Genomic DNA, 26941 nt, shown 5'->3' on the forward strand with positions numbered 1-26941 from the left:
ACTCTAGTCTAAAATCGCAAACCTCAAATGGTATGCCCAGTGTCTCAGCAACGTTCTCTGCATCGTTTACATTTTCAAGGCTGCAACATGTTTTTGCATCACTGCCTATAGTGTTGTTATCATACAGCCTCATCGTTACTCCAGTTGCCTTATGACCGGCCTCTATAACGAGAAGAGCTGCTACACTGCTATCTATACCACCGCTCATAGCGACGAGAACTTTCTTGCTCATTTCTAGTCTCCTGATTCTTATTGAATAACTGATTATAGCACAATAACTGATGTAAATAGTATTAGCTGAAATACATGAATTTTATCAAAGACATATTGACGAATTTTTATAACAAGAGTATATTAAAAATAAACATATGAATAATTGTTCATATGAATGAATGTAGTTTTAATATAAGATGTAGGAGAAATTATGGCAAATATAGCAAATAATGAAGCGCCCCACTGCGAGGTTAACGAAGTGCATGGAAATACTGTCGAAAAGGTAGTCAGAGCTATGCCGAAAGAAGAAGAAATTTTTGATTTGTCGGAACTCTTTAAGGTGTTCGGAGATTCGACTAGAATGAAGATACTTTTTGCACTCTTCGAAGAGAAGATGTGCGTTTGCGATCTTGCGGAAGCTCTCGGGATGACACAGTCAGCTATATCTCATCAGCTTAAGATCCTAAAGCAGGCTAAGCTGGCTAAGTTCTCTAGGGCTGGCAAGCAGGTGATATACGAGCTCGCGGATGACCATGTGAGAACAATCATAGCTATCGGCAAAGAGCATATCGAAGAGATGTAGTTACAGTGGTTAACTGTGAATAATAATTGTCGGTGTTATTATAGTGCTGCTGAGAATTTGCAAGAAGCAAGATAGAGAAAGCTATATATAATAGTAAAGGAGTACGAGATGAAGAAGAAGTTTAAGTGTGAAATCGATTGTGCAAACTGCGCTGCGAAGGTTGAGGATGCGATTAAGAAGCTAGATGGAGTTGAGGATGCAAAGCTCAACTTTATGATGCAGAAGTTAACTTTAATAGCGGATGACGATAGATTCGATGAGATTCTAGATGAGGCTATAAAAACTGGCAGAAAAATTGAGCCAGACTTCACAGTGGAGAGATAGTTTCTTTACTGCAAATTAGGGCTTTGATAACTATTAAGTTGATAGACAAGGGTAGTTCAAATATGAATAAAAAGCAAAGAAATAGACGAAATAGAATCGCGGTATCACTCGTGTGCTTTGTTGCACTTATGATGCTTGAGCATTTGGGTGCGCTAAAAGGGCTTAATGGGTTTACGCTGTTTATAATCTACTTCATTCCGTATATTATCGTCGGTAATGATGTAATTATAAAGGCGGCAAAGAATATAAGTAATGGTCAGGTTTTCGACGAAAACTTTCTGATGATGATTGCTACATTTGCAGCTTTTGGACTTGGGATATTCGGAGATGCACAGTACTCCGAGGCTCTCGCAGTCATGCTGTTCTATCAGATGGGTGAGGCGTTCCAGGATTATGCAGTTGGTCAGTCGAGAGCTTCAATCGCTGAGATGATGGAGATTGCCCCGGAATCGGCTTTTGTATTAAGTGGAGACGAGACAGAAGAAGTTGACCCTGAAGATGTTGAAATAGGCAGTATCGTCATAGTGAGACCTGGTGATAAAGTGCCTCTAGACGGCATTGTAATCGAGGGCGAATCTTTCCTTGATACCTCTGCGCTTACAGGTGAATCTGTTCCGAGAAGGGTATCTGAAGGAGACGATATAATATCGGGCTGTGTGAATGGTGAAGGTATGCTCAAGGTAAGAGTTACCAAGGAGTATGACGATTCGACTGTTGCAAAGATACTTGAATTAGTTGAAAATGCAAGTGCTCGTAAGGCAGTGCTCGAGAATTTCGTTACGAGATTCGCACGCGTTTATACACCAATCGTTACTATAAGTGCTGTACTTCTTGCAGTGGCTATGCCGCTGATGTTCAATCTGTCTTGGGCTGATGGAATTGAGCGTGCCTGCAACTTTTTGATTGTGTCTTGCCCGTGTGCTCTAGTAATTTCAGTACCACTTGGATTCTTTGGCGGAATCGGTGCGGCATCAAAGATAGGGGTACTTGTAAAAGGCAGCAATTTCCTCGAAGCTGCTGCTGGTCTTGATACTATGGTTTTTGACAAGACTGGAACGCTCACAAAGGGTGAATTCAGAGTATCTAAGCTGGTGCCTGCAAAAGGGGTGAGCCAAGATGAGCTTTTAGAATTTGCGGCTTACGGAGAGGTGTTTGCAACACACCCAATTGGCAAATCGATACTTGATGCAGCAAAGAGCATGAACCTCGATAAGAGTAGACTTGAAGACATTCACAATGTCACAGGACGAGGAACCTCAGCTAAGCTCGATGGCAAGATGCTTCTCGTCGGTAGCCGCAAGCTACTGATAGAACATGGTATAAATGGAATCGGCGATGAACATTCATCTGAGATGGGAACTCTAACTTTCGTAGCTTATGATGGAAATTATAAGGGTTATATAGTAATTGCAGATGCTATAAAGGAAGGTGCGGAAGATAGCATCGCTAAAATAAAATGCGAAGGAGTGAATAAAGCAGTTATGCTAACTGGTGACAGGCGAGCTGCTGCAGAAGCTGTTGCGCAAACTCTTGGACTCGATGCAGTTAAATATGAGTTGCTACCAGCTGATAAGATAGAAGAAGTCGAAAAACTTATAACGAAGAGCCATGGAAGAGATGGTAAACTGGGATATGTTGGAGATGGTATTAACGATGCTCCTGTTCTAATGAGGGCGGACGTTGGATTTGCAATGGGATCACTGGGATCCGATGCCGCTATTGAAGCTGCAGATATAGTTCTTATGGATGATGACTTGAGCAAACTTCCAATAATCCTAAAAATAGCTAAACGCACGATGAGAATTGTCAAATCGAATATCGCATTTGCAATCGGGGTAAAAATTATTATTCTCCTGTTATCAGCTTTCGGAATTGCTTCGATGTGGATGGCAGTATTTGGAGATGTTGGTGTGAGTATTATCTGCATCATAAATTCGATGCGCGTACTTAAATTCAAACAGTAGCCTTTCTGGTGGGTCTAAGTTTGACTTAGTTCGTAATATATCATAAAATAAAAATTGGTTTTCAATTCTTAAGAGTTGAAAACCAATTTTCTTGAAATTTGAGTCTAATTGAGGGTGAAATGGAAGCCAAGAAGAGATACAAGACAAAACAGTACGACGAACTAGTTGAATACATATCTTCAATACCAGGACAGCACTTTACAGTCAATGAATTGTACATGTATTTTGCTGGCAAAGATAAAGCAATCGGCGTAACCACCTTATATCGTCATCTTCAGCGTATGCTTGATGAAGGTATTGTGAGTAAATATGCAGTCGGAACGAATGGAGCAGCGTGCTTTGAGTATGTCGGTGATGGAGCTTCGCATGATACCGTCAGTGCATACCACTGTAAGTGTGAAGGGTGCGGTAAGCTGATTCATGTTCATTGCGATATGATTAAGGATATTGAGCATCACATGAGTGATGAACATGGATTTAAAATTGATCCATTTCGCACTGTGTTCTATGGTACATGTGAAGCGTGTCTTGATACTCAAAAGGATAAGTAGTTTATGAATAAAATAAAATCTGATGATATGAGCGACCTCCTCCATGGCAGCATATGGAGGAAGGTCTTAATTTTTGCACTGCCGCTGGCGCTGACAAGTGTATTGCAACAGCTTTTTAGTGCAGCTGACGTAGCAGTTCTTGGTACTTTTGTCGGCAAAGACTCTATGGCCGCAGTAGGAAGTAATTCGCCTGTTCTCGGTCTGATGATAAATATGTTTATAGGTATTTCTGTCGGTACCAACGTAATTATGGCGAGATTTACAGGTGCACAGGATAAGGAAGGTGTGGGCAGGGCGGCTCATACAGCTATAATATTAGCACTTTTGAGCGGTATCACAATAGCAATAGTTGGTAATATAATTGCAAATCCAATCGTCGATATACTCGGCGTACCAGAAGATATCGCACCTCTCTCAGTTAGGTATCTCAGAATACTGTTCGGGGGAATGCCGTTTATAATGCTATACGACTTTGAGTCAGCGATATTTAGAAGTCAAGGTGATACGAGGACGCCACTGATATGTCTCGCTTTTTCTGGAGTCGTAAACGTGGCTCTTAATATATTCTTTGTAATCGTAATGAGAATGGATGTTGAAGGGGTCGCACTTGCAACGGTATTAGCTGATGCTCTAAGTGCAGCGCTTCTATTCTATTATCTCAAAAAGCACGAAGGGTTAGTTCATATCCAGCTAAGTAAGCTCAAGATAGATAAGAGGATAACTAAAAGTATCCTCAAAATAGGCATTCCTTCCGGCATGCAGGGCATGGTATTTTCAATATCTAATCTGCTCATCCAGTCAGCAATCAACAGTCTTGGCACTGATGCAATGGCGGGTGCGACAGCGTCGTTTAATATCGAAATTATGGCGTACTTCATTTCAAATGCATTTGGACAGGCGGCAGTCACATTTGTTGGACAAAACCATGGTGCTGCTAATTACCAGAGATGCAAGGATATCGTCAAGCAGACTCAGATTCTCAACTGGATTTCAATGATAGTATTTGGTGTTATCATGGTCGTGTTCGGAAGAGAAGTTCTGGGAATATTTAACGATGATATGACAGTTATAAGGTTCGGTTATGAGAGGCTCGTAATACTCATGGTAGCCGAAGTTCTGAATTCGACGATAGAAACGCTGTCTGGTGGCATGAGAGGCTACGGATACTCACTGAGCCCTGCAATAGTAACTCTCATAGGTGTATGTGGAGTTCGAATCATATGGGTTTATACTTTCTTTAAATTTAATCCGACATGGTTTAACCTCATGCTCGTTTACCCAGTGAGCTGGGCGATTACAGCTGCTATGATGGTTTTTGCATACAAAAGAACACTCAAGAAGGTCTTGCCTAAGGGTGAGGTATTAGTCTAGAATATAAGAGTTAAGACAAAAGGTTCGAAAGGAGATTGAGATGAGATTGCCTGCGCCTATTGAGAAATTCGCAGAACAATATTTTGTGCCACACGCTAATGCCATAGTATGGGCGACGATACTAGTTATCTTTGTGCTATTCGGATATGTGTGCTATAGAGCTAGGGCTAATAAGCCTTTGAAGTGGATTTTGTTATTGGCATTTTTTGTGTGGGCGGCAGTGCTCGTGCTACTCACTATAATCACTTTTGCGAGTGAGGAAGAAGCTTTTGCATTCTTAAACATGTAAGTTAATTACGGAGACAATTTTATACAGCAGTTCGAAACCATCCTGCTTTATCAAAACTACGGGTACTAGGAATACGAGAGTAAGCCGGCGTTTTGTTTTGCGTCGGCTATTTATTTTGCTGATTTTCATTAGGGAATCGTCCCGTGTGGTGATAGGAGCTGTAGGAAAACTATGCTTGTCTTCTGGACTTTTAATTATGAAAGGAGAGCTTGGGAATAAGTACCCGGGCAAAAACAAAATGAGTAATGAATTACTGCTAATTATCACACTGATAGTCGAGTACAGCGCCGTAGTACTCATGTACAAGTTCCTGGGTAGAGATGGACTATACCTATGGACCGTACTTGCAACTATCACAGCTAATATCGAGGTTCTAATCCTCGTCAAGGCGTTCGGCATGGAGATGACACTTGGAAATGTTCTCTTTGCGACAACTTTTCTAGTTACCGACATTGCCAGCGAAATATATGGTAAAAAAGATGCGCACAAAGCCGTACACCTTGGGGTTGCGACTTCCGTTGCATTTGTAGTTATAAGCTCATCATGGCTCGTATACTCACCTAGTGCTAATGACTTTGCATCGCCTGCTATCAGAGAAATATTCTCGAATACACCAAGGCTGATGTTCGCAAGTCTTGCGGTATACGTAATCGTTCAGTACTTCGATGTGTGGCTATATCACAAGTGGTGGGGATTCACTAATAAGAGATTCGGTGATAAGGAGAAATTCCTGTGGCTGAGAAATAACGGTTCTACGCTACTATCGCAGCTGGTTAATTCTGCGCTATATACGGTATTTGCTTTTGCAGGATTATACGATACCAAGACCGTAATAACGCTTATATTCTCGACTTATATAATCTATATCGTGACTAGTCTCTGCGATACACCGTTCGTGTATCTATGCAGATCGATAGCTCGCAAGAAGGGCGATATGACCGTTTGAAACTAAATAATAGAGGCGTTCCTTTCTTGTACTTTAAAAGTACAATCCAGAATATATATATATATATATATATATATATATATATGATAAAATAATGACGTTATATTCACAAATATTATTTATTAAGAAAGGAAAAGTGGAGATTGTGGGAAAGGTAATTAGAAAATCTTTGAGCATGGTAATGGTTTTTGTGCTAATGCTCGGAATATTATCTAGTACAAACAAAGTGTTTGCAGATAATAGTAATGCGGAGCCATTGATGTATCTTTATGATGTTAATATGGATAATGGAGATACAACTGATCGAACACAACAAACTTTGAATGACAATTATTGGGTAGATTTAGAGAAGCGATATGTTATTAATGTTTCTGGAGCTGCTGGTGTAGGTAATAATACTATGTTTGGCTTGTTCCCTAAATACATTACTCCTCCATCTAATACTGCAATTAATTCGATAGCCGCATTTCACGGTATTGATTTATTTGCAGTTGTAAATAATTTTCCTAATACGGGAATTAGAGCGAATGGACATACTTTAGATACTGCTTATTATGAAACATTAAAATGGTATTCGTTGTTGCCAACAGATGCTTGGAGAAATCCATATAATTTTACGCAAAATGAAATATTGACATCTGATGAAGTTGGTAATCCAGATGAAAAGTTAGCTGTTTATAGTGATTTGTATGCTAAAGACTCAAATGGTTCATCTGCCATTGGTAGATACAATAGGGGGGATGAAATACCATTGGAGTTTTCGTTAAGTGCATCATGGTTTAAACGATATCTAAAAGGTTTTACTTTAGAAATGTTTGGCGGAGGTGGTACAACTCTACAAAATATAAATAAGCGTGCGAGTCAGTATGCAGTTTCTGATGCGGGATTGGCATTCACAGTTGACATTCCTGAAGGAGTTGTAGTTTCTGATAATCCAAAAGCAAAGATTGAGGGACTTAATGGATTTTCAGCAACGGTTTCAAAAGAAGATGGTAAACTTGTTGTACGATTAAGCAAAAACGAAAAAGCAAAAAAATATAAATTGAAAGATTTATTAGATAAGGTTTCATCAGAAGATGCAGACAATATTCGTGTGAGTATCTCTGGAATAAAGGTTGCAGATAATGCAGCCCCTGACACCCAGATTACATTAAAAGGAACAGCTGCTGGATTTTATGACTTTGCATTATCTGAAACAGAAGAATTCTATTCATTTTCACAGAACCATAATCAAGGAGCAGCAGAAAGATATTACACATTCTTTGCTGCTAAACAGTCTATTTCAGGAAGAGATGCAGCGGCACCACAGGATAAACCTAACTTGATTTCATACACTTTTAAGGTGAATAAGGCTACTGAGAATACTACACCAAGTAACCCGGGTAATACGGTAAAGGTAGCAAAGAAGACTAAGATGCCTAAGACTGGAGATGATACAGATGTAATGAAATATGTACTCCTTTTGGGCGTGTCCGGTGCAATGCTTGTTGGTGTTAGTTACCTTAGAAGAAGAAAAGTAAGCTAGTCTTCGTAGTTTGAAAGTTCAAATCTAATTTAAATCATATAAACTGACCTTCAAGAACAAATCTTGCAGGTCAGTTTTGTTTATACAAGAAAGCCACGCAATATATGCTTGCGTGGCTAGATTATTGTATTGGTGTATCTAATACAATAATTTGCTAGCTTAAAGATTCTTTAAGCATTTGTGTTTCCTGCGGTGTTATGTCCGAGGTGCTTTGCAAGTGCTTTAGAAACTATAGTGCCGAGCACACAGCATGTTGCCGCTTCGATTAAGCCCTGAAGACCCACAAGTGTGATTACAAAAGTAAGCGGATTGGTAGCACCAATCGTATGAGCCAGTTTCTGGATATAGTCTGTGTCGTAGAAGGCAATAACTAGAAACCCCATAAAGAATATCGTGTTAAGTATGGGTGCGCTTATTGCGCCAATCGAGTATGCGATGGTACGGTCTTTTAAAACTTTATTGATTGCTTTGAATATGATACCTGCACAGGCTCCCATGAGCACTCTCGTGATGACGCATAGTACAAATGTCTTAAATGGTGCGACTTGAAATAAAACTCCTCCCATGACAGACGCTCCGGAAATCGCATCCATGAAGCTTGCTATGCCGAACACTCCGCCGAGTATAGCTCCTGCGAGTGGACCCATTAGTATAGCTCCGATAGCGATTGGAAGTGTGAGAAATGACATGTAGAGCGGACCTATAGGTACACTGCCAAGTCCAGTGAGCTTCATCACAATCTCGACTGCAACGAGAAGCGCTAATTGCGCAAGAAATTTAGAATCGGATAATTTATCCCTCATATTTACCTCCTTCTGCCGTTCTGTTAGGATACAGCGATGAGTCGGGTTGCCCCGAAGAAATAATTTACATGGTGTGATACCGTACAGTAAAGTCTCTATCGTGCGATGTGCTACGATGATATTTGCACAGTAATCTGCCTGAGAGATTATAACAACTTGTGAGTTATTTTACAACAAGTATTCTCGCAAATAAAAATGGAATTAAGTTTCACCTTCGCTTAATTCCATAAATTCATTTTCATAACGCTACTCGTAGATGATGAGGGCGATGAATTTAACCGGCTCGTCCTTCTTATTGGTAAGGCTGTGACCTTCGCCGGAACCTGTGAATGTGACATCTCCGGCACGTACGGTTTTGATGATGCCGTTATCGTTGTATTCTGCCTCGCCACTCTGAATAACGTAAATTTCAGCATCTCCCTCGTGGATGTGGTAGCCTACGCCACAATCTTTCTCGAGTATGATTTCCTTAAATAACCTTCCTTTGCCGAGAAGTTCTTCATCGCAGTCGATAATCTGCGTCGTGATCATGTGACCAGAACCATTAGCTACAGATGGCTTAGTATAGTGCTGCCTTTGATCTTTCGTTTTAATCCAACTCATTTTGTTCCTCCATAATATTAAGTCGTTTAGATAAATAAGATTTCACCGATATAGGATTTGTTTTGTTCCAGATAAAATGGCATGCATCAGATGCATGCCATAATTTGGATGTTAATTCTCCTCGGGTTTAAGAAGCGACTCATTATAGCCGAGCCTGTTACAGGCTGTATCCTCTATAGTATCAGCCATAATAGCTGCATTTTCAAGGCTAGTTGCACAGAAAATCGGACCTCTATTTGCGATTACGCATATGTTGTTGTGTTCAAGCTCCTTCAGAATGCTATCGATAAATTCAGGTGTATGAGGTTCAACATGCTCGCTTGCGCTGACATCTCCAAGCAGCTGGTGAAGGGCAGGGTCAGTAATCTTAAAACCCACCTGTGCAGCTGCAAATACCGAAAGTCCATGTGAGTGTGTACGGACTATAGCATTCCAATCAGGGTGAGCCCTGTAAATAGCAGCGTGTAAATCGAACTCGCTAGATGGTACCCGCTGTATAGGATTAAATGCCAATGTGTTAATATCTACTTTTACGATATCTTCGGTACGGATATTGTTATACTCCATTGCCGAAGGTGTGATCAGCATTTCATGATCATTGAGCCTCACGGAAAGGTTTCCCCACGAGCCGTGAAAAAGCCCCAAATCCTTGAGCGTATTAGTGCAATCAATCATGTTATTACGAATGTCTAACTCATCAGTTGAGATATTGACAAAATCAACATGTTTCTCAGAATTTACATTGGAATACAGGTGATTGTGCATCTGGCGTGTGCGTAGAGCCTCTTCGTCTGTAAGGTACTTTATACCGCTGATTTTATCACCGTACATCTCCGCTTCAATGCTCTTCTCTATAATCTTAATAATCGAAATTGCATCTTTCATATTATCGCTTGCGCTAAATATACCCTTGCCACGAACCAGGCACCCAGCTCTGTTCTTAAGAGCTGCTAGAAGAGCTTTGGAGGTGGTGTCTTCAGCGATTTTAATGTCAGTTCCAACAATACCTGCAAGATCATAGAGCGCTGGCTTGAGTGAATCAGCATCTTTTGAAAAAAGTGCTGCAGGTTCTGTACATGCAAAAATCATGATGTTGATGTCACGTCTCGTGCTCAGTATCTTGCCGACATCACCTGAGCTCATGTCATAAAGCTGTAAATCTGAATCCTTGATAGTATCCAAAACTAAGACAGGTCTCGACATGAGGTATGTTCCGTTATCAACTCTCACAATAATTGAGCCGTATGCTTTGGTGTACCTATCTGTAAAGTCGGAGGCGTACTTAACTATAAGTTCTCTCGCCTGTAATTCGTTCATTTTCGCACCTCTCTACTATTTGTATTATAGTAGTGCAGCCGAACCTGATAGTTCGTGCTGCACTAATTATCTCATTATTCCTAAAATTCCTAACTGAAAACAGCGATATAAGTATCCCGATAATTCTGTGAACACAAGTCACATGGCTATTCCATTTGTACGACTGTCCAGTTGTTAATACGGATAAAATATCAATCTATTGCTATGTGTAAATTATATCATTTAATGTGATTTTGAATGTGGAGAGAGCAAGGAAAGTTATACATATTTTAGTATAGTTTCCATAACTCCGTCCCACGACGCTTTGCTCGTATCCGGATATACATAATCAGAATCATATCTCTTGCTGTAGGCAAGGTTTAAAGCTGATATGAGACCATGCTTGAGACGAACCTTAAATGCAGGAATTTCAGACTCAAATGGTTCGCCTGGAGCCTGCATCTTAGGTGGCTCTACCAAGATGGTGTTGTCAGATACAATCTTGCTGGCCAGCCAGCTCTGTATTCCTGGCAGGCTGGTGCAGACGGGAATCGTGCCCGACGCCATCGCCTCAATCAGGACGAGGGGAAGGCCTTCATAGTATGAAGGTAGCACGAATATGTCGCTGGCTCTGAAGGCCGCGGCGAGCTCGGTCTGGGATAGCATGCCGAGATAGCTGGCTCTGAATGGCAACGCGACGAGCTCGCCTGCGTCGCCAGCGCGGAGCACTGGCTTCCCCGAGAGGAGGCGCGCGATTCCTTCCTCCTGGCAGCCGCCGGCAAGCAGCAGTTCAAAAGCGGGAATTTCACTATCCTTATCCAGCTCATCCAAAACTTCTATAAGTGGGAAAATTCCCTTAGCCGTGCTGAGCTTGCCGGCATAAATGATCTTATACGGACCATCTGACTGCGGCTTATCTATATCTTCATCCATCTTAAATATCTGTGAGTTATACCCGGTGCCGATAACTTTGATCTTATTATCAGCTATACCGTAAAGTTCGCCAATCTTAATCTTCTGCTCGTCGTGAAGGGCAAATATTCCATCAAACTGCCTTATCCCCGCAATCACAGCCTCATGTCTGAACGGACAGTTCTGAAATTGTCTGAGGTCGGAGCCGTGCGAGATGCCGTAGATTTTGCCATGGAATGATTTAGGGGCAAATTCTTTGATTATCTCAGGAAGCATGGAAGTTAGCAGAAACAGGTGATGGCAGAGGATTACATCCGGATCGAGCTCCCTTATAGCTCTTCCAATAGCTTTGCCAAAAGTGTCATAAAGCATATCTGCCATATCTTCAGTAAGCGAATTGTACAGAGTAGAAGGGTATGGCATAACGTCTGACATGCCAAGCACCTCGTACGGTAATTCGCCTGTAGAGTCTCCGTGCGAATAGTAGACTGGGTAGGTGCGTACAGAAGGAGGAAATTCGAATAAATCTTCGTTATATACACCTGCAACTACAGCCTGTTCATGACCTGCTCTGTCAAAAGATTTGACGAGTTCTGTTAGGTATATGCCACTGCCTGTCGAGTGCGGTTTTTGTGTGCTAATACTTAAAATTTTCATAGTAGCCTTATTGTCTTATAAGAAATTTGTAGTGTCAATATCAATCGCTGAACTAAAAAGTATACTAGGAAAATTAAAAAAACTCTCAACCCATATTTTCCGCATAACGAATTGATTGCTCGAAATACGGAAAAATTTAGCCAATTAATATTGACTAACTTAACACCAAATAGTATATTTTGAGTTGTAGAAGAGTAGTGAAAGGAAGAAGTCATGGCAGAGCGCAATAGTTCACTTGAGAAGGCGTTGAAAGTACTGGATTTATACCAATCACAGAGTCGCCTGACTCTAACGTCTATAGCGCAGCAGACGGGACTTTCTAACGCTGCAATTAGCAGAATTCTCAATTCGCTTGAGGAGATGAAGTACATCTATAAAGATAAGATGGATGGTGGCTATTATCTGACTGATAGAGTGTTTACATTGAGTCGAAATACAAATATACAGAAGCAGATAGTCAATATGCTTGACGAGCCGGTAGCAAGACTATGTAGAAAGTGCGGTCTGGCGGTAACCGTTTCTGTACGTCAAGGGCTAAAGACATATATAGCGATCCGTAAGAATCCTTATCAGGGAATTGCCGTTGTAGTTAGTTCAGAGGAGATGATGAGTCTTAATTTGACAGCTGCAGGTAAAGTGCTTACGGCTTTTTCAGGAGAGTCAGACAAACTGGTAGATGACATAGATTATATTCGTCTCACCGATAAGAGTATTACTGACAAGGAAGAATTCAGATTGCTTCTTGAAGAGGTCAAGGAGGAAAAGCTTGCCTACGATATGGAAGAGGTTACAGAGGGCCTCGTATGTGTAGCGGCACCAGTGCTTTCATCTGATGGTACGGCGATATGTGCAATCAGCGTCAGTGGATACAAGGAGAGGATGGTCAGAAGTCTCTACTCCGTAATCCCAAGGCTACAGGACACTGCTTCAGAGTGTGAGAATCTGTTTAGGTAGTTAACACATGGGGCTTTGGAAATATTATTATTGCACCAAAGCAGCTCGATATAAGTAATATTTGTAGATGAGGTAGTGGGATGAGTATTTTCTACGAGATGGACAAGAATTTCGGAGATCTTCTTACAGAGAAGAAGAATTTCCTCTTTATAGGAGAGGCTGGAAGCGGCAAGAGCGAGATAGTTCTCAATGTGGCTGCCAAGATTGCAGAGCAGACTGGTGCCAAGGTTCAGGTATTCGATATGGATCAGAGTAAACCGCTATATCGCTCCAGAGATATGAAGGATGCATTCGCCCAGAAGGGTGTGGAGATAAATTATCAACTGCAATTTCTCGATGCGCCGACTGTTGTCGGTGGAGTTGCTGAATCGCTCATGAACAAGGATGTATATACGATTCTTGATATTGGTGGTGGTCACAATGCAGCGAGAGTTGTGGGAGTGTACTCGCACTTGCTAAAGGATGACAACACGATTCCGGTTTATGTCATCAATCCATACAGACCCTGGACCAAGAGTCTGAAGTCGATCGATGAGACTATGAGCGATATTGTCACTGCGGCTAGGCTGAATCGCATCTACATTCTTGGTAACCCTAACCTAGGTTACCAGACGAGTGCTGAAGAATTCATGGAAGGACTGGGTAAGCTCGACGAGATGCTCGACCGAATAGTTACTGTCGGCAGTTTCGTTGTGAGGGATGAGATATATGATGAAGTCAAAGGTATGACCGACAGACATCTATTCCCAATCGAGTTATTCCTGACTTATTCGTGGGTTGATTGCTAAAACATTTTATTTAAGGAGGTAATGTTGATGGCTAAAGGTAGAGTTGAAATCAATGCTGAGGCTTGCAAGTCCTGCCAGTATTGCGTGATTTCATGTCCAAAGAAAGTCCTCGTTATCGGTGAAAATGTCAACTCTAAGGGTTACCCTTATTCAGTTGCAGCTACACCGGAGGATTGCATCGGTTGCGCAATGTGTGCACAGATGTGTCCGGAGGATTGTATCGAGGTTTGGAGAGATTAGTAAGGAGGAGCAATATGGCAGAACGTGTATTTATGAAAGGCTGTGAAGCGATTGCTGAGGCAGCTGTAAGAGCAGGATGTCGTTTCTTTGCTGGTTATCCAATCACACCACAGAACGAAATTCCTGAGTATATGGCAAGAAGAATGCCGGAAGTAGGTGGAAGCTTTGTACAGGGTGAGTCCGAGGTTGCATCTGTAAACATGCTTTATGGTGCTGTTTCAACCGGAATCAGAGCGATGAGTTCATCATCCAGCTGCGGAATCAGTTTGTATTCAGAAGGAATCTCCTTCTGCGCATCTGCTAGACTACCGGCAGTTTATGTAAACGTGCAGAGAGGTGGTCCGGGAATCGGTGCTATCCAACCTGCTCAGCAGGACTACCTGCAGGCAACTAAGGCATCCGGAAACGGTGGTTTCAGAATGATTGTACTCGCTCCTTCAACAGTACAGGAGTGCGTAGACATGGTATATAAGGCATTTGACTATGCTGAAAGAGACCAGAACCCGGTTCTCATCCTCACAGATGGAGTTATGGGAACAATTATGGAGCCTGTAGTTCTTCCTCCAATGAAGACACCGGAAGAGATTGCGGAATTAAGAGACGCATTCAATTACAGAGCTATCGTAGGACACCCGGTAGGTGAGAACGCATTCTGCAGACCTGGTTCAGTTGGAACAGGGCAGGAAGCTGTTAATATCGAAGCAGATAAGCTCTACAGAACTTGGGATAAAGACGTTGAGTACGAAGAGTTAGAGATAGAGGATGCTGAGATTGTCATTGCGGCATATGGAATCTCTGCTCGTATCGGAAAGGTTGTCGTAAGAGAGCTCAGAAAAGAAGGAATTAAGATTGGTATGATTAGACCTATCAAGCTTTCTCCGTTCCCATATGAAGCATTTGAGAATCTGGACTTCAACAAGGTAAAGGGTATTCTCGATGTTGAGATGTCCATTCCTGCTCAGATGAGATGGGATGTGGATCATGCAGTTAAGGGCAGAACAGTTATCAAAGAGTGCCTAAGATCCGGTGGTCAGCTTCTGACTAATGATCAGGTGATGGAAGCTGCTCGTGAACTGATTAAGGAGGTACTATAGATGTCAAAAGTTTATTCAAGAACTAAGGGAATTCTCCCTGATACAGTATCCGGATTTTGTCCGGGATGTATGCACGGCACAGTGCATAAGCTAATCGGTGAAGCTGCAGAAGAGTTGGGGCAGCTCGAAAAACTCGTAAGAGTTGAGGGTGTAGGCTGCTGTGGGCTCGGTCAATTCTACGTTGCTCACGATGCTACAATTGCTGCTCACGGAAGAGCTTGCGCTGTAGCTACAGGAATCAAGAGATCATCCCCTGATTCACTGGTTTACACTTATCAAGGTGACGGAGACCTCGCTTCCATCGGACTTGCAGAGACTATGTCAGCTGCTAACAGAGGTGAGAATTTTACAGTAATCTTCGTTAACAACGGAATTTACGGCATGACAGGTGGACAGATGGCTCCAACAACCCTGATTGGAATGAATGCTACAACTGCACCGGAAGGTAGAAAACCGGAAGTTCACGGATACCCAATGCACATCGTTGAGATTCTTAACCAGCTAACAGCTCCTTACTATCTGGAAAGAGTTTCCTGCAACACTCCTCAGAACGTAATCAAGGCTCGTAAGGCAATCAAGAAGGCGTTCCAGTATCAGCTAGAAGGCAAGGGATTCTCTCTTGTAGAGATCGTTACATCTTGCCCAACTAACTGGGGAATGAGCACACTTGATTCGCTCAAGTTCCTCGAGAAGGATATGTTTGATGAGTACCCTCTAGGTCTCGTTAGAGACAAGGGCGCAGAAGCTAAATAGGGAGGTTTAGAATGGAAAGAAATTTGATGATTGCCGGATTCGGTGGACAGGGTGTAATGACCATGGGAAAGCTTCTCTCTGAGGCTACATGTCAGTCAACAGATCTCAACGTAACGTTCTTCCCTTCTTATGGCGCAGCTATGAGAGGTGGTACAGCTAACTGCTACGTTGTAATTTCTGACGAAGAAATCGGTGCACCCGTATCTAACAGTGTAGATGACCTTGTTGTAATGAACGGACCTTCATTACATAAGTTCCTTCCAACTCTTAAGAAGGGTGGTACGCTGTTCATTAACAGCTCAATCGTAAAGGATCCAATTGAGAGAGATGACATCACAGTTGTATCTGTTCCTGTTACAGAGATGGCTCTCGAAATGGGTAATCCAAGAGTTCTTAACATCATCATGCTGGGAGCTTACATCGGTTACTCAAATGCAGTACCTGAACAGGTTATTTACGATGGAATTCACCACAAGTTTGAACACAAGCAAAAGGTAATTCCTCTAAATGACAAGGCTTTCAAGACTGGCCTTGATATTGGTGCTGAAGCTAGAAAGTAAATAAGTAGACGCTAGGTAATGGGCGTCGATTGATAATCCATAAGGTATGAGGGGAGATGGCTGAATATCAGCCATCTTTTCTTGTTTTGCGTTTTTTTGATTAAAATAATGATGCTTTTATCGTTGAAATATAGCTTTTTTTAACACTTGCAAAAGATTGCACACAAAACCTTCACTTGACGGAGACACCAAAGAGCACTAGAATAATAAAAAAATAATAGATAAAATTATTTAACTAAAATATTTTATCCAACACAGAGATTGAAAAGAAAAAAGGAGTAAACGATATGACTTTTGAACAGCTAAAGGAACTAATTTGCGAGAATTTTGGTGTTAGTGAGGATAAGGTAACTGAGACTGCAGATCTTCAGGAAGATCTAAAGCTAGACTCTTTAGATGCTGTTGAGCTTTCAATGATGATGGAAGAGGCTCATGGAGTTTCAATTCCTGAAGAGAAGTTCCCTGAATGCAAGACTATTGCAGATGTACTAAAGTTTGCTAACAGCGGTAACTAATTATGGAAAAGTACTTAGAGCTCACCGAGAGACTGGTTAGAGTTTTCGACAAGAGTAGCAGTGACTTTTTTGAAATCAAGATTTCGGACTATGCCTTAACACTCAAGAAAGGCTCTTCCGTTGCCGCATTACCATCAGTGCCTGTGTCCGAAGCAGTAGCACCTGTAGTTTCTCTACAGCCTGTTGCTACTGCTTCGGCATCGGCTGTGCATTCAGTATCTGCTAATAATGACAGTAATGTGGCTAAAGTAGATGGTACAACTGCAAAGGAAGAAACTGGCACCGCACATCTCAATACAGAAGTTGTAAAATCACCGATTGTCGGAGTTTTCTATGCAGCAAAGGATCCTAATTCACCTCCGTTTGTAAAGGTCGGAGATACTGTAAAAAAAGGTGACGTGCTTTGCATCCTCGAATCGATGAAGATGATGAATGAGATTAGATCTGATTATTCTGGAGTAATCAAGGAGATTAAATGCAAGAACGAAGAGCTTGTAGAGTTTGATCAGGTCATGTTTGTGCTGGAGAAGGGTGAATGATTAGAAAGGTCTTAATAGCCAATCGTGGTGAGATTGCGCTGAGCATACAGAGAAATTGCAGTGAAATGGGCGTTGAGACTGTTGCTGTTTACTCTGATGTAGACAAGGGGCAGCCTGCTATATATTTGACGGATCAGTCAATCTGCATCGGTACAGGAAAGAGCACGGCCTCATATCTGAATGTTGCGAATATCCTGACAGCTGCTATCGAATCAGGCTGCGAAGCTATCCATCCCGGATATGGATTCCTTGCTGAAAATGGCGATTTTGCTGAAAAGGTAGAAGCGTGCGGACTTAAGCTTGTCGGACCATCGTCTAAAGTTATAAAACTCATGGGTAATAAACTTTCCGCGAGAAGACTCATGGAGCAGAACGGTGTTCCTGTCGTACCTGGATGTAATGATGCAATTTCTGATGAAGAGCAGCTATATAGAATCGCAGATGAGATCGGATATCCGGTACTTCTTAAGGCTTCGGCAGGTGGCGGCGGTAAAGGTATGCGCAGAATTTACAAGCGTGAAGACCTTGTTGCTGGCTGGGAACTCACGAAGCGAGAGGCAAAGGCGTCATTTGCAAACGATGACATCTATGTTGAGAAGCTAATCGAGAATCCAAGGCATATAGAGATTCAGATTCTCGCAGATAGCCATGGCAATGTAGTTTACTTACCTGAAAGAGACTGCAGTATCCAGAGAAACAATCAGAAGATTATCGAGGAGAGTCCAAGTAGGGCGAACAGGGATCTGCTGGAGAAGATGTATCAGTCTGCTGTAATGTGTGCAAAGGCGTGCGGCTACGAGGGTACGGGAACAGTAGAATTTATCGTCGATAAGTATGACAACTATTATTTCATGGAGATGAATACGAGAATTCAGGTTGAATATCCAGTCACCGAAATGGTTACGGGAATCAATCTTATCAAGGAGCAGATTAGAATCGCTTCAGGGCTTGCTCTCTCTGTGAAGCAAGAGGATGTCAAGGTGAATGGTCATGCGATTGAGATTCGAGTTAATGCTCAGAATCCATACGACGACTTTAGACCGAGCTGCGGGGAGATTAGTTTCTTCTTGCCACCAGGCGGACTAGGCACGAGATTTGAGACTGCGCTATATCAGGGAGCAAAGATACTGCCGTTTTACGATTCGATGATGGCAAAGCTCATCGTTAAGGGTAGCACGCGAATGGACGCTATAAAGAAGCTGAGAAGAGCTGTTTCCGAGACGATTATAGATGGTGTTCCGACTAACCTCGGGTTTATCTATGCAATACTTTATGACAAGGACTTTATCCTTGGAAATATTGATACAAACTATGTTGCACATAAGGAAGCAGAGCTTCTGGAAAGCATGCATGTAACGGGAGAATAGCAGAAAATGGGAAGCTTAAACAAGCGAAAAAATCTATTATCCGCAATCAAGAACATAAGAGGCGGGAGTAAGCAGAATCAGGTTAGGCGTGAGCCTCGAAGAGCGCTTCCCGACCTTTTTCTTAAGTGTGATGGATGTAATTCAGTTATCGACTATAAAGAGTTCGTAGAGCATTTGAAGATATGTCCTGAGTGCGGTCACCACATGAAGATGAATGGGCGTGAGCGCTTCGAATACCTTATGGACGAAGGATATGAGAAGGTTTGCTTCGGAAGCGAACTCAAAGATCCGATCTCATTTCCAAAGTATGCAGAAAAGCGTGCAAAGGAAGAGGCAAAATCGGGGCTTAATGAAGCGATTTCTATCGTGAAGGGGACGATAGAGGGAAAGCCGGTGCTCGTCGCTGTGCTAGAGCTTCAGTATATGATGGGAAGCCTTGGAACTTACGTAGGTGAAGAGCTAACAGCGATGTTTGAGTATGCTATTAGGAATAAACTTCCAGTCATTATATTTTCAGCTTCTGGTGGTGCCAGAATGCAGGAGGGAATCTTCTCTCTCATGCAGATGGCTAAGACGAGTGCGGTTATCGGAAAATTCCAAGATGCTGGACTTCTCTATATAAGTGTTCTTACAAATCCTACAACAGGTGGGGTATCGGCAAGCTTTGCGTCTCTTGGAGACATCATCATAGCTGAGCCGAATGCACTTATAGGATTTGCAGGGCCACGAGTAATTGAGCAGACCATAAAAAAGAAGCTGCCAAAAGATTTCCAGAGAGCTGAGAAGCTTGAGGAATGTGGGTTTGTAGACATGATTTGCGAGAGAGAGAGCCAGCGGAGACAGATTGCTAAGCTGCTCAAGCACCATGTGAAGATTGGAGCGAAATATGAGTAATGCTTATGAAATAGTTAAGAAAGCAAGATCCAACAACAGGCTTAGGGCTAAAGAGGTTATCGAGAGACTTCTCGAAGACATAATTTATCTCAAGGGTGACAGATGCTTCGGGGATTCCAAGACGATAATCGGTGGAATCGGATCATTTGAAGATAGACCGGTTACCTTTATCGGAATACAGAAGGGTCGCGGCATAGATGAAGGTGTGGAGACTAACTTCGGGATGCCGATGCCTGAAGGCTATCGTAAAGCGATGAGACTGATGGATCAGGCGGAGAAATTTAGAAGACCTGTAATCACATTTATCGATACACCTGGTGCTTATCCGGGAGTAGGAGCGGAGGAAAGAGGCCAATTTGAAGCAATAGCATCTTCGCTTGATAAGATGTCGATGCTCACAGTTCCTGTAATAGCAGTGGTTATAGGTGAAGGTGGATCTGGTGGTGCACTTGCGCTATCAGTAGCTAATAAGATATTCATGTTCCGAAATGCAGTATATTCGATACTCTCGCCTGAGGGCTTCGCATCAATACTTTGGAAGGATGCTGGTCTTGCTGATAAGGCTGCTGACGTTATGAAAATTACAGCACAGGATCTGTATGACTTTGGAATTGTAGATGAGATCATCGATGAAAATGGAGAGATGGTCAACTTTACACAGCTTAGAAAATTGATTTCAACTGAACTCGAAGCTATGTCACAGATGACAGGTGATGAGCTAAGAGAACGCAGATACGATAAATTTAGAGAGATTAGGGGATAAGATGGGACTTAAAGTTAAGGACATTAAAAGCTTAACCAAGGGCGTTAAGCGTAGCAATAAGTACTATGAAGAGAGACTCGATACGACTGATGAATGGATTTTAACTCGTACGGGAATCGAGAATCGCTACATTACTGAAGAGACACCTTCAGAGATGGCGAAGGAACTGGCAGAGCAGCTTATCTTTGACCGAGATAAGGTTAAGGTGCTCATAGTTGCATCGTTCTCAAGCGACATCAGAATTCCATCGATTGCGGGCATCCTTCACAAGAAGCTAGAACTTCCAAATAGCTGCTTCTCTACAGATATCAATGCTGCCTGTGCAGGCTTCGTTTCGGCGATGATTATGGCGGAACGCATGCTTAATCCTGGTGAAGAGGCTATTCTTGTTGCCAGCGAGCAGGTTAGCAGATACATAGACTTTGAAGATAGAGGAATATCCGTGCTGTTTGGAGATGGCTGCGCGGGAATCGTAGTCGAGAAGAATGACAAGCTATGGCTGAGCGATGCAAATACATTTGGTGATGATCGAGTTATCGTTATGGATGATAATGACTTTATTCAGATGAATGGTCAAGAAGTGTTTAAGTTTGCGATAAGCAAGGTTCCTGAGTCACTAGAGCGACTGCTCGAGAAAGCTGATCTTTCTGGAGCTGATATCGATTATGTGGCAGCTCATCAGGCAAATGTGAGAATACTCGAACAGATTGCCAAGAGAACGGGCATAGATGATGATAAGGTACTCAAGAATATCAAAGAGCGCGGAAATACTTCAGCGGCATCTATCCCAACACTTTTATACGAGAATAGGGACAAGTTTAAAGAAAGTGACAAAGTTCTGTTCACAGCGTTTGGAGCGGGACTAATAGTAAATTCAGTGCTGATGGAGTGGTAGAGATGAACTTAGATAAATTACTTAATATTAAATACCCTGTGATTCAGGGTGGAATGGCGAATATCACAGACGGTAAATTTACTGCCGCTGTATCAAATGCAGGTGCGCTCGGAACGATTGGTTCGGGTGGCATGAAGGCGGATGTGCTCGCCAAGGAAATCGAGATATGCAGAGAGCTTACGGACAAGCCTTTTGCAGTTAACCTAATTATGTTCCGTTCAGACATCGAAGAACTGGTTGATGTCGTATGTAGGGCGAAGGTTCCGTATCTAATTGCTGGAGCTGGAAGTCCGGGGCCATATATGGAGAAATTCCTCGCAGCAGGTATCAAGGTGATGCCAGTCGTATCTTCGCCGCTACAGATTAAGCGCCTCGACAAGATCGATGTATTTGCATATATAGCAGAGGGTATGGAAGCTGGCGGACACATCGGAGAGATGACGACTATGACACTCATTTACCAGGTGTCACATGCGACCGATAAGCCTGTAATCGCGGGTGGCGGAATAGGTTCTGGAGCACAGATGCTAGCAGCAGAGGTTCTTGGAGCATCAGGTGTTCAGATTGGAACAGCATTCCTATTCACTGATGAAGTGCCTGTGCACCGGAACTACAAAGAGTTGTTAGTAAACACTGAATCTCACAGAATAACATCTATAGGATACCTGAACGGAAGACCGATGCGCCTTGTCAAGAATCCTATGACCAGAGAGTTCAAAGAGCTTGAGAGAAGTGAAACCAACAAGGAGGCTCTAGAGGATTTCACGCTTGGAAGATTAAGAAAAGCGGTATACGAAGGAGATGTTGATCAGGGCTCTGTTATGGCAGGATACACAGCGGCTCAGTTCGATAGACTGTATTCAGTTCCTGAGCTTCTAGGCAAGCTGATGAGCGAATATGAATTCGCAAAAGAAAGCCTTAAGTAGAAACTGGATTGAACAAAGAAACAGGGGAAACAATGAATAAATTAGCGGTAATATTTGCTGGACAGGGGTCACAGTACGAAGGCATGGGCAGCAAGCTATATGATAGATATCCTGAGATTAGGGGTATATATGACAGTCTGGGGAAAGAACTAACAGATATATCCTTCAGCGGCAATATCGAAGACATATCTGAGACGAATAATCTTCAACCAATTATGATTGCATTTCAGCTTGCTGTATTGAAACTAATTCGCACACATAGACCTGAACTTCTAGAGGGACTTGAGGCAACATGCGGACTCAGCCTAGGAGAATACAGCGCACTCTCTCTTTCAAAAATAGTCTCCGAAGATGAAGCACTTAGACTCGTGTCTTTGAGAGGAGAACTGATGGAAAAAGCTTCAGAAAAGAGCAATGGCAAGATGCTGGCGATACTCAAGATGACTGAAGGCGAAGTTAGAGAAATCGTTCATGGAAATCCAGAGTTTGAAGGGAAGATATATATTGCCAATATCAATAGCGGCAGACAAATCATCGTATCAGGTGAAGGCGAAGCAATTGATAATCTAAAGGAATTCCTAAAATCAAGGAGCAAGCTTGCGAAATCGCTCGCAGTTAGCGGGGCATTCCACACTCCGTTTATGGAGCAAGCGAGAGCTGCATTTGTGAAAACGCTCGGAGAAACTTCATTTAGCTCACCAGAGATTTCATACTATCCAAATGTTACTGGCGAGAAATACGACGGAACTCCGATGAGTGAAGTTCTGTCTGAACAGATAGTATCACCCGTGCTGCTCTATAAGTCTTTCAAAGAAATGGTGACAGATGGAATTACACACTTTCTCGAAATCGGACCAGGAGGCGTACTTTCTACAATCCTGGATAGGGAGTTTGAAGATATAGAGGTTAGTGCGATTAAGAATGATGATGATTTGATTAAACTGTTGGAAGTTTAAGTACAGAATTCATGTTACTAGGAAATAAAAGGAGTAGATGTATGGCGAAGAAAGTAGCGCTTATTACAGGAGCTGCTGGTGGAATCGGTACGGCAATTGCTGAAAGACTGAAGAGCGAAGGGTTTAACCTAGCGCTAAATGTTCGTACAATGAGGCCGCAGTTTAAAGAGTTGGTAGGGAAGCTATCGGATGAAAGCTGTCACGTTCAGGTAGTGCTCGGAGATATTTCAAATTCAGAGGATTGCAAGAGAATGGTAGAAGAGGTCATAAAGGAACAGGGACAGATCGACGTGCTGGTTAACAATGCCGGAATCACGAGGGATAAATTCATCATGCAGATGAGCGAAGCAGACTTTGAAGATGTTATAACTAACAATCTCAATAGTGCTTTTTATCTCAGCAAGTATGTATCAAGGCACATGATGAGGAGAAAAAGTGGCAGAATCATCAATATGTCTTCAATAGTAGGCTTACATGGTAACGCTGGTCAGGCTAATTACGCTGCTGCAAAGGCGGGCATGATTGGACTGACGAAGTCTTTTGCAAAAGAGTTCGCTTCTAGAAACATCCTCGTAAATGCGATTGCACCAGGATTTATCGAGACACCGATGACTGATAATTTGACAGACGATGTAAAGGAAAAGATTAAGGCAGGAATTCCGCTCGGAACTATAGGTGAACCGAGTGATGTTGCGAATCTGACAGCATTTCTAGCTGGAAAGGAATCGCGCTACATAACAGGTCAGGTCATTTCTGTAGATGGGGGTATGAACGTATAATGAGTAGAGTAGTAGTGACTGGTATCGGAATGATTACGCCGCTAGGAAACAGCGCGCCTGAAGTTCTTGAGGGCATTAGGAATTCGCGCTGCGGAATCGGAGAACTCACAAGATTCGATACTAGCGATAGAGCGGTGAAGCTAGCTGCAGAGATTAAGGACTACAATCCAGATGATTATTTTGATAAAAGGGAACAGAGGAGATTGGATAGAGTCACTCAATTTGGTATAATAGCCGGCAGAAGAGCTTTGGAAAATGCTAATCTTACAAGAGAATATTTGTCTAATGAAAGAGCTGGAGTATTTGTATCTTCGGGAATCGGCGGAATCAGTACCATAGAGTCGGAACATTCTAAAGGTCTGTCTCGTGGGTTTGACAAAGTGTCGCCTTACTACATTCCGATGGCAATCATAAATCTTACGGCGGGTAATATAGCTATCGACCTAAGCGCGCACGGTTCATGCCAGGCGATGGTTACAGCTTGCTCTAGTGCAACTAATGCTATCGGTGAGGCATATCGTCATATCAAGCATGGCTATGCAGACATAATGTTCGCTGGTGGCAGCGAGGCACCTATTACTGAACTTTCGGTAGGTGGATTTACATCTATGAAAGCGTTATCTCTATCTCAGAATCCTAATAGAGCGTCGATTCCGTTCGACAAGAAGAGAGATGGCTTCGTAATGGGTGAGGGTGCGACGATTCTAGTTCTTGAGGAGTATGAACATGCGGTCGAGCGTGGGGCTACTATACTTGCGGAAATAGTAGGGTATAGTGATACTTGCGATGCAAACCACATCACAGCACCTTGCGAGGACGGAAGCTATGCGGCGCTTGCGATGACTCAAGCGATTGCTGATGCTGGAATCAAGACGAGCGATGTTGATTTTATCAACGCTCACGGAACTTCGACTCCTCTCAATGACAAATATGAAACGGCAGCAATTAAGCGTGCCTTCGGTGAAGGCTACAGAGATGTTCTTGTTTCTTCTTCAAAGTCACAAATCGGACACTTGCTCGGAGCTTCCGGATCGACGGAGCTGGCAATGACTATCATTTCCATGCAGGCAGGCATAGTTCCACCAACCATTAACTATGAGTATCCAGATGATTCATGCGATCTAAATCTGGTGGTGAATAGGTATAAGCAGGCGGAAATCAACTATGCGCTCAAGAACTCGTTGGGGTTCGGAGGCCATAATGCATCAATCGTAGTAAAGAGGTGGACTGAATGAAATTAACATACGAAGAAGTAAGAAATATTTTACCGCATAGATATCCATTCATAATGGTGGATAAAATCATTGAACTTGAGGCGGGTAATAAGGCTGTAGGAATTAAAAATGTGAGCGGCAATGAGCCTTTCTTTCAGGGGCACTTTCCAAGTGAGGCTGTAATGCCAGGGGTTCTTCAGGTGGAGGCAGTGGGTCAGGTTGGCGCGGCTGCAGTACTGATTGATCAGGGAAAAGGTGCTAACGCATTTCTAGCGGGCATTAAGAAGGCGAGATTCTACAAGAAAATCGTTCCGGGAGATCAGCTTGAAATCCACTGCGCAATCAATAAGAGAAGTGGGGATATTGGATTTGGAGAAGGCTACATTCTCGTTGACGGTGAGAAGGCGATGTCCTGTGAGATTTCATTTGCCATCATGTAGAATGCCAGAACTGTAATCCCCGTAGTGAAGAAAGGCGGATTTATTAGATGCTTACAGAGGTATTTGCAGAGGTATACGAGAAGTTCAAATTGAACCTGTATAAGCATATGTTTGTAAATGGCGGAAGCAAGGGAAATGAACTGACAGCAACAGAGACATTTACACTTGAGGTTATTCACGCGATGAAGAATCCTAAAGTCAGTCAGTTGGCGGAGTTTTTGGAAATGTCTACGCCTAATGTTGCATACAAGATTTCTTCCCTTATGAAGAAGGGATACATAGAGAAAATTCAGTCCAAAGAAGATAAGCGCGAATTCATTCTCAAAGAGACGCAAAAGTTCCACGAATATTACAAGGCGAAGAATAGCTATATACCGATAGTACTCGACAGACTGGCAAAAAGATTCACCAAAGAGGAAATCGATAACCTAGAGCACATTCTAAAGGTTATGAGTGATGAGTTTATGGGTGAGGTTAATAGGTTCATCGCAGATAATAAGGTTGACTAGATGCACGATGATAGATTGCATGAGGAATCGGTATTTTCTCTGATTAAGAGTAAGTCTCTAAGGGCAGATGTTCTGCCCGATGGGTTTAAATATCTATATTTTGAAAATATCGATTCCACAAATAAATATGCTAAGGCGCACAGTGATGAGTTAGAAGCAGCATTGATTGTGGCGGAAGATCAGTATGAAGGGGTTGGGAAAAAATCTTCACATTGGTGGTCATCTCCGTACTGCTCGATTCTGGCAACACTGGTGCTGACTATAGATCAAGAACCTTCAGAAACCTTGGTATATCCGCTTCTGGTTGGAGCAGCCATTAGAGAAGCACTCGCTACGCACGGGATTGATGCTGAAGTGAAGTGGCCAAATGACTTGTATATCGGAGATAAGAAGCTGGCAGGAATCCTATGTGAGACAATTATAGAGCATGGGAGAGTTGCTAAACTGATAATAGGCTTCGGAATCAACGTGAACCAGTCTAAAGACGAGATGATTCTGTATAACATGACATCTCTCTATAGCTACAATGGTATCAAATATAATAGATGCGAGCTGCTTGCTGATATTCTGATAAAGCTCTTTGAGCACATGAAGAACAGCTATGAGGACAATATGATATATGTGGAGCGAGAGGTCAACACACATCTATACGCGAAGGGCTCCACTATATTTTTTGAATCAGATAAGCGCTATGAAGGCACACTAACTGGAGTCGGTG

General features: G+C 42.5%; 31 protein-coding genes and 1 pseudogene. 27 read left to right on the forward strand and 5 right to left on the reverse strand.

The window, feature by feature from the left end:
* Positions 1-232, reverse strand: a pseudogene (locus tag AXF17_RS09480) (tRNA 2-thiouridine(34) synthase MnmA); the annotation flags it as partial.
* A 192-nt stretch (positions 233-424) separates the two neighbouring features.
* Here AXF17_RS09480 and AXF17_RS04215 point away from each other — a divergent pair.
* From AXF17_RS04215 to AXF17_RS04250, 8 genes are all read left to right on the forward strand, one after another.
* On the forward strand, positions 425-796 hold the full coding sequence (locus AXF17_RS04215) for an ArsR/SmtB family transcription factor (RefSeq protein WP_169711317.1): 372 nt from the start codon (positions 425-427) through the stop codon (positions 794-796).
* A 108-nt stretch (positions 797-904) separates the two neighbouring features.
* A complete protein-coding gene (locus tag AXF17_RS04220; protein WP_094233947.1) occupies positions 905-1120 on the forward strand; it encodes a cation transporter in 216 nt (71 codons plus the stop codon).
* Positions 1121-1182: 62 nt separating this feature from the next.
* Entirely contained in the window at positions 1183-3084 is a 1902-nt protein-coding gene (locus tag AXF17_RS04225; protein ID WP_094233948.1) for a heavy metal translocating P-type ATPase, read from the forward strand.
* 119 nt (positions 3085-3203) lie between these two features.
* Complete coding sequence (locus AXF17_RS04230) at positions 3204-3635, forward strand: Fur family transcriptional regulator (RefSeq protein WP_094233949.1); 432 nt, start codon at positions 3204-3206, stop codon at positions 3633-3635.
* Between the two features lie 3 nt (positions 3636-3638).
* Positions 3639-5006 (forward strand): MATE family efflux transporter, encoded by a 1368-nt coding sequence (locus AXF17_RS04235; RefSeq protein ID WP_237049084.1) that lies wholly within the window; start codon positions 3639-3641, stop codon positions 5004-5006.
* Between the two features lie 40 nt (positions 5007-5046).
* Entirely contained in the window at positions 5047-5295 is a 249-nt protein-coding gene (locus AXF17_RS04240) for a hypothetical protein (protein ID WP_094233950.1), read from the forward strand.
* A 238-nt stretch (positions 5296-5533) separates the two neighbouring features.
* Positions 5534-6241, forward strand: coding sequence for a queuosine precursor transporter (locus tag AXF17_RS04245; protein ID WP_094234739.1), 708 nt, complete (start codon positions 5534-5536; stop codon positions 6239-6241).
* Between the two features lie 145 nt (positions 6242-6386).
* On the forward strand, positions 6387-7766 hold the full coding sequence (locus AXF17_RS04250) for a hypothetical protein (protein WP_207651584.1): 1380 nt from the start codon (positions 6387-6389) through the stop codon (positions 7764-7766).
* Between the two features lie 170 nt (positions 7767-7936).
* Here AXF17_RS04250 and AXF17_RS04255 read toward each other — a convergent pair whose 3' ends face one another.
* From AXF17_RS04255 to AXF17_RS04270, 4 genes are all read right to left on the reverse strand, one after another.
* Complete coding sequence (locus tag AXF17_RS04255; RefSeq protein WP_094233952.1) at positions 7937-8569, reverse strand: ECF transporter S component; 633 nt, start codon at positions 8567-8569, stop codon at positions 7937-7939.
* Between the two features lie 246 nt (positions 8570-8815).
* Positions 8816-9172: a cupin domain-containing protein gene (locus AXF17_RS04260; RefSeq protein WP_094233953.1), complete on the reverse strand. Its 357-nt coding sequence runs from the start codon at positions 9170-9172 to the stop codon at positions 8816-8818.
* 111 nt (positions 9173-9283) lie between these two features.
* Positions 9284-10489, reverse strand: coding sequence for a class II aldolase/adducin family protein (locus AXF17_RS04265; RefSeq protein WP_094233954.1), 1206 nt, complete (start codon positions 10487-10489; stop codon positions 9284-9286).
* 258 nt (positions 10490-10747) lie between these two features.
* A complete protein-coding gene (locus AXF17_RS04270) occupies positions 10748-12037 on the reverse strand; it encodes a glycosyltransferase family 4 protein (RefSeq protein ID WP_094233955.1) in 1290 nt (429 codons plus the stop codon).
* 213 nt (positions 12038-12250) lie between these two features.
* Here AXF17_RS04270 and AXF17_RS04275 point away from each other — a divergent pair, with 213 nt between their 5' ends.
* From AXF17_RS04275 to AXF17_RS04365, 19 genes are all read left to right on the forward strand, one after another.
* Positions 12251-12991, forward strand: a complete 741-nt coding sequence (locus tag AXF17_RS04275) for an IclR family transcriptional regulator (protein WP_094233956.1) — start codon at positions 12251-12253, stop codon at positions 12989-12991.
* Between the two features lie 80 nt (positions 12992-13071).
* Entirely contained in the window at positions 13072-13779 is a 708-nt protein-coding gene (locus tag AXF17_RS04280) for a nucleotide-binding protein (RefSeq protein ID WP_094233957.1), read from the forward strand.
* Positions 13780-13806: 27 nt separating this feature from the next.
* Positions 13807-14019: a 4Fe-4S dicluster domain-containing protein gene (locus AXF17_RS04285; RefSeq protein ID WP_207651585.1), complete on the forward strand. Its 213-nt coding sequence runs from the start codon at positions 13807-13809 to the stop codon at positions 14017-14019.
* A 14-nt stretch (positions 14020-14033) separates the two neighbouring features.
* Positions 14034-15113 carry a 3-methyl-2-oxobutanoate dehydrogenase subunit VorB gene (vorB, locus tag AXF17_RS04290; RefSeq protein WP_094233959.1) on the forward strand — a complete coding sequence of 360 codons (1080 nt, stop codon included), beginning with the start codon at positions 14034-14036 and terminating at the stop codon, positions 15111-15113.
* Complete coding sequence (locus AXF17_RS04295; protein WP_094233960.1) at positions 15114-15866, forward strand: thiamine pyrophosphate-dependent enzyme; 753 nt, start codon at positions 15114-15116, stop codon at positions 15864-15866.
* Positions 15867-15877: 11 nt separating this feature from the next.
* On the forward strand, positions 15878-16426 hold the full coding sequence (locus AXF17_RS04300) for a 2-oxoacid:acceptor oxidoreductase family protein (RefSeq protein ID WP_094233961.1): 549 nt from the start codon (positions 15878-15880) through the stop codon (positions 16424-16426).
* Between the two features lie 287 nt (positions 16427-16713).
* On the forward strand, positions 16714-16941 hold the full coding sequence (locus AXF17_RS04305) for an acyl carrier protein (protein WP_094233962.1): 228 nt from the start codon (positions 16714-16716) through the stop codon (positions 16939-16941).
* 2 nt (positions 16942-16943) lie between these two features.
* Positions 16944-17480 carry an acetyl-CoA carboxylase biotin carboxyl carrier protein gene (locus tag AXF17_RS04310; protein WP_094233963.1) on the forward strand — a complete coding sequence of 179 codons (537 nt, stop codon included), beginning with the start codon at positions 16944-16946 and terminating at the stop codon, positions 17478-17480.
* A complete protein-coding gene (locus AXF17_RS04315; protein ID WP_094233964.1) occupies positions 17477-18847 on the forward strand; it encodes an acetyl-CoA carboxylase biotin carboxylase subunit in 1371 nt (456 codons plus the stop codon). Before AXF17_RS04310 ends, AXF17_RS04315 begins: the two co-directional genes overlap by 4 nt.
* Positions 18848-18853: 6 nt before the next feature.
* Positions 18854-19741 (forward strand): acetyl-CoA carboxylase, carboxyltransferase subunit beta, encoded by an 888-nt coding sequence (accD, locus tag AXF17_RS04320; protein WP_094233965.1) that lies wholly within the window; start codon positions 18854-18856, stop codon positions 19739-19741.
* Entirely contained in the window at positions 19734-20504 is a 771-nt protein-coding gene (accA, locus tag AXF17_RS04325) for a carboxyltransferase subunit alpha (RefSeq protein WP_094233966.1), read from the forward strand. Before accD ends, accA begins: the two co-directional genes overlap by 8 nt.
* A gap of 1 nt (position 20505) precedes the next feature.
* Positions 20506-21399 carry a 3-oxoacyl-ACP synthase III family protein gene (locus tag AXF17_RS04330; protein ID WP_094233967.1) on the forward strand — a complete coding sequence of 298 codons (894 nt, stop codon included), beginning with the start codon at positions 20506-20508 and terminating at the stop codon, positions 21397-21399.
* Positions 21400-21401: 2 nt separating this feature from the next.
* Positions 21402-22325: an NAD(P)H-dependent flavin oxidoreductase gene (locus tag AXF17_RS04335; protein WP_094233968.1), complete on the forward strand. Its 924-nt coding sequence runs from the start codon at positions 21402-21404 to the stop codon at positions 22323-22325.
* Between the two features lie 32 nt (positions 22326-22357).
* Positions 22358-23281 carry an ACP S-malonyltransferase gene (locus tag AXF17_RS04340; protein ID WP_094233969.1) on the forward strand — a complete coding sequence of 308 codons (924 nt, stop codon included), beginning with the start codon at positions 22358-22360 and terminating at the stop codon, positions 23279-23281.
* 41 nt (positions 23282-23322) lie between these two features.
* On the forward strand, positions 23323-24060 hold the full coding sequence (gene fabG, locus AXF17_RS04345; protein ID WP_094233970.1) for a 3-oxoacyl-[acyl-carrier-protein] reductase: 738 nt from the start codon (positions 23323-23325) through the stop codon (positions 24058-24060).
* Complete coding sequence (gene fabF / locus AXF17_RS04350) at positions 24060-25295, forward strand: beta-ketoacyl-ACP synthase II (protein ID WP_207651586.1); 1236 nt, start codon at positions 24060-24062, stop codon at positions 25293-25295. The genes fabG and fabF overlap by 1 nt, the downstream gene beginning before the upstream one ends.
* The gene (gene fabZ / locus AXF17_RS04355; protein ID WP_094233972.1) at positions 25292-25714 is read left to right on the forward strand and encodes a 3-hydroxyacyl-ACP dehydratase FabZ; all 423 of its coding nucleotides are present in this window, start codon (positions 25292-25294) and stop codon (positions 25712-25714) included. Before fabF ends, fabZ begins: the two co-directional genes overlap by 4 nt.
* 47 nt (positions 25715-25761) lie before the next feature.
* Positions 25762-26223 carry a MarR family transcriptional regulator gene (locus AXF17_RS04360; protein WP_094233973.1) on the forward strand — a complete coding sequence of 154 codons (462 nt, stop codon included), beginning with the start codon at positions 25762-25764 and terminating at the stop codon, positions 26221-26223.
* On the forward strand, positions 26224-26941 hold a 718-nt coding region (locus tag AXF17_RS04365), incomplete at its 3' end, for a biotin--[acetyl-CoA-carboxylase] ligase (RefSeq protein ID WP_094233974.1).

The sequence above is a fragment of the Mogibacterium pumilum genome, from assembly GCF_002243385.1.
In the GTDB taxonomy this organism is placed as follows: domain Bacteria; phylum Bacillota; class Clostridia; order Peptostreptococcales; family Anaerovoracaceae; genus Mogibacterium; species Mogibacterium pumilum.

Coding starts and splice junctions, on each gene's coding strand:
- AXF17_RS04215 (WP_169711317.1), top strand. CDS start 425: ATGGCAAATATAGCAAATAATGAAGCGCCCCACTGCGAGGTTAACGAA.
- AXF17_RS04330 (WP_094233967.1), top strand. CDS start 20,506: ATGGGACTTAAAGTTAAGGACATTAAAAGCTTAACCAAGGGCGTTAAG.
- fabF (WP_207651586.1), top strand. CDS start 24,060: ATGAGTAGAGTAGTAGTGACTGGTATCGGAATGATTACGCCGCTAGGA.
- AXF17_RS04245 (WP_094234739.1), top strand. CDS start 5,534: ATGAGTAATGAATTACTGCTAATTATCACACTGATAGTCGAGTACAGC.
- AXF17_RS04295 (WP_094233960.1), top strand. CDS start 15,114: ATGTCAAAAGTTTATTCAAGAACTAAGGGAATTCTCCCTGATACAGTA.
- AXF17_RS04305 (WP_094233962.1), top strand. CDS start 16,714: ATGACTTTTGAACAGCTAAAGGAACTAATTTGCGAGAATTTTGGTGTT.
- AXF17_RS04270 (WP_094233955.1), bottom strand. CDS start 12,037: ATGAAAATTTTAAGTATTAGCACACAAAAACCGCACTCGACAGGCAGT.
- accA (WP_094233966.1), top strand. CDS start 19,734: ATGAGTAATGCTTATGAAATAGTTAAGAAAGCAAGATCCAACAACAGG.
- AXF17_RS04315 (WP_094233964.1), top strand. CDS start 17,477: ATGATTAGAAAGGTCTTAATAGCCAATCGTGGTGAGATTGCGCTGAGC.
- AXF17_RS04230 (WP_094233949.1), top strand. CDS start 3,204: ATGGAAGCCAAGAAGAGATACAAGACAAAACAGTACGACGAACTAGTT.
- AXF17_RS04265 (WP_094233954.1), bottom strand. CDS start 10,489: ATGAACGAATTACAGGCGAGAGAACTTATAGTTAAGTACGCCTCCGAC.
- AXF17_RS04275 (WP_094233956.1), top strand. CDS start 12,251: ATGGCAGAGCGCAATAGTTCACTTGAGAAGGCGTTGAAAGTACTGGAT.
- AXF17_RS04360 (WP_094233973.1), top strand. CDS start 25,762: ATGCTTACAGAGGTATTTGCAGAGGTATACGAGAAGTTCAAATTGAAC.
- vorB (WP_094233959.1), top strand. CDS start 14,034: ATGGCAGAACGTGTATTTATGAAAGGCTGTGAAGCGATTGCTGAGGCA.
- AXF17_RS04240 (WP_094233950.1), top strand. CDS start 5,047: ATGAGATTGCCTGCGCCTATTGAGAAATTCGCAGAACAATATTTTGTG.
- AXF17_RS04235 (WP_237049084.1), top strand. CDS start 3,639: ATGAATAAAATAAAATCTGATGATATGAGCGACCTCCTCCATGGCAGC.
- fabG (WP_094233970.1), top strand. CDS start 23,323: ATGGCGAAGAAAGTAGCGCTTATTACAGGAGCTGCTGGTGGAATCGGT.
- AXF17_RS04335 (WP_094233968.1), top strand. CDS start 21,402: ATGAACTTAGATAAATTACTTAATATTAAATACCCTGTGATTCAGGGT.
- AXF17_RS04300 (WP_094233961.1), top strand. CDS start 15,878: ATGGAAAGAAATTTGATGATTGCCGGATTCGGTGGACAGGGTGTAATG.
- AXF17_RS04285 (WP_207651585.1), top strand. CDS start 13,807: ATGGCTAAAGGTAGAGTTGAAATCAATGCTGAGGCTTGCAAGTCCTGC.
- AXF17_RS04260 (WP_094233953.1), bottom strand. CDS start 9,172: ATGAGTTGGATTAAAACGAAAGATCAAAGGCAGCACTATACTAAGCCA.
- AXF17_RS04255 (WP_094233952.1), bottom strand. CDS start 8,569: ATGAGGGATAAATTATCCGATTCTAAATTTCTTGCGCAATTAGCGCTT.
- accD (WP_094233965.1), top strand. CDS start 18,854: ATGGGAAGCTTAAACAAGCGAAAAAATCTATTATCCGCAATCAAGAAC.
- AXF17_RS04220 (WP_094233947.1), top strand. CDS start 905: ATGAAGAAGAAGTTTAAGTGTGAAATCGATTGTGCAAACTGCGCTGCG.
- AXF17_RS04340 (WP_094233969.1), top strand. CDS start 22,358: ATGAATAAATTAGCGGTAATATTTGCTGGACAGGGGTCACAGTACGAA.
- fabZ (WP_094233972.1), top strand. CDS start 25,292: ATGAAATTAACATACGAAGAAGTAAGAAATATTTTACCGCATAGATAT.
- AXF17_RS04310 (WP_094233963.1), top strand. CDS start 16,944: ATGGAAAAGTACTTAGAGCTCACCGAGAGACTGGTTAGAGTTTTCGAC.
- AXF17_RS04225 (WP_094233948.1), top strand. CDS start 1,183: ATGAATAAAAAGCAAAGAAATAGACGAAATAGAATCGCGGTATCACTC.
- AXF17_RS04280 (WP_094233957.1), top strand. CDS start 13,072: ATGAGTATTTTCTACGAGATGGACAAGAATTTCGGAGATCTTCTTACA.